1 protein-coding gene is annotated in these 1,332 nt (G+C 43.5%); it reads left to right on the top strand.

Annotated features, from left to right (window positions below; genetic code table 11):
• Positions 1-12: 12 nt before the first annotated feature.
• Positions 13-1,269 (top strand): glycosyltransferase, encoded by a 1,257-nt coding sequence (locus UYK_RS0118230; protein WP_009453806.1) that lies wholly within the window; start codon positions 13-15, stop codon positions 1,267-1,269.
• Positions 1,270-1,332 lie beyond the last annotated feature (63 nt).

Genomic DNA, 1,332 nt, shown 5'->3' with positions numbered 1-1,332 from the left:
TAAACTTAATTTATGGAAAAAATTGAACTAGCTATAGTAATTGTATCTTTATTAATTTGGATAGGATTACTAACTCTGTGGGGGCAATTTTGGCAGACAGACCAACAATTAGAAGTCACAGAAACTCACTTAGAAAAATTACCATCAGTTTGTGCAGTCATTCCAGCACGTAACGAAGCAGATTTGTTGCCAAAAACATTGCGATCGCTCCTTTGCCAAAACTACCCAGGTTCATTTACGATATTTTTGGTGGATGATCACAGCACAGATGGAACTGCTGAAGTTGCTCAACAAACTGCCCAAGCTTTAAATAAAAACCAACAATTGCATGTTATTACTGCCCAAGCATTACCTCCTGGTTGGAGTGGCAAACTCTGGGCAATGGAACAAGGTATTAACAAAGCTACAACAATACTCGAACCAGATTACTTGCTGCTTACCGATGCAGATATTGAACATGATCCAGTCAACCTACGTCAACTTGTTGCCAAGGCAGAACAGGAAAATTTAGACCTTGTTTCCCTCATGGTACGACTTAGATGTGAAAACTTTTGGGAAAAACTTTTGATTCCAGCTTTTGTCTTTTTCTTTCAAAAACTCTATCCCTTTCGCTGGGTAAATGATCCCCAAAAATCAACAGCAGCAGCAGCAGGAGGTTGTATCCTAATTCGCACAGCAGCACTCAAGCGCATAGGTGGTTTACGAGTGATTCGGCAAGCATTAATTGACGATTGCGCCCTTGCTCATGCTATCAAATCAGTTAAATCCCCATCTTCCCACCTCCCCACTGCCCCTAATCCCCACTCCCTTGGGGGAGTGGGGGCCCCGAGTTCCCCATCTCCGCACTCCCCCAAAATCTGGCTAGGACTCAGTTCTTCAACTCACAGCCTACGTTCCTATCCCTCCCCATCTCCAATTTGGGACATGGTTGCGAGGACTGCTTTTACTCAACTGCACTATTCGCCGTTGCTGTTAGTTGGAACCCTAGTCGGGATGATTTTAGTTTATATAGTTCCACCTCTGGGTTTGATTGTCGGTGCTTCGACAGAAAATTGGTTAGTTGCACTCACAGGCTTATCAGCATGGTTGCTAATGAGTTTGGCTTACTTACCGATGGTTCGCTTTTATCAATGTCCTTTGTGGTTAGCCTTCTGTTTACCAATAATCGCCTTTCTGTATACATTGATGACTCTCGACTCCGCATTACGTTATTGGCAAGGACGAGGCGGTGCTTGGAAAGGAAGGGTTTATAGATTAGAAGGCAGATAGATGGTAGAGAGCAGAAAGAAGGTTTAACTGATGTGAGTTCAACGAACCTCTCCCTCACTCTCT

Source organism: Fischerella thermalis PCC 7521 (genome assembly GCF_000317225.1).
GTDB classification, from domain to species: Bacteria; Cyanobacteriota; Cyanobacteriia; order Cyanobacteriales; family Nostocaceae; genus Fischerella; species Fischerella thermalis.
Note: the sequence above shows the minus strand (reverse complement) of the source record. Positions and strands in the feature narration are given on the sequence as shown.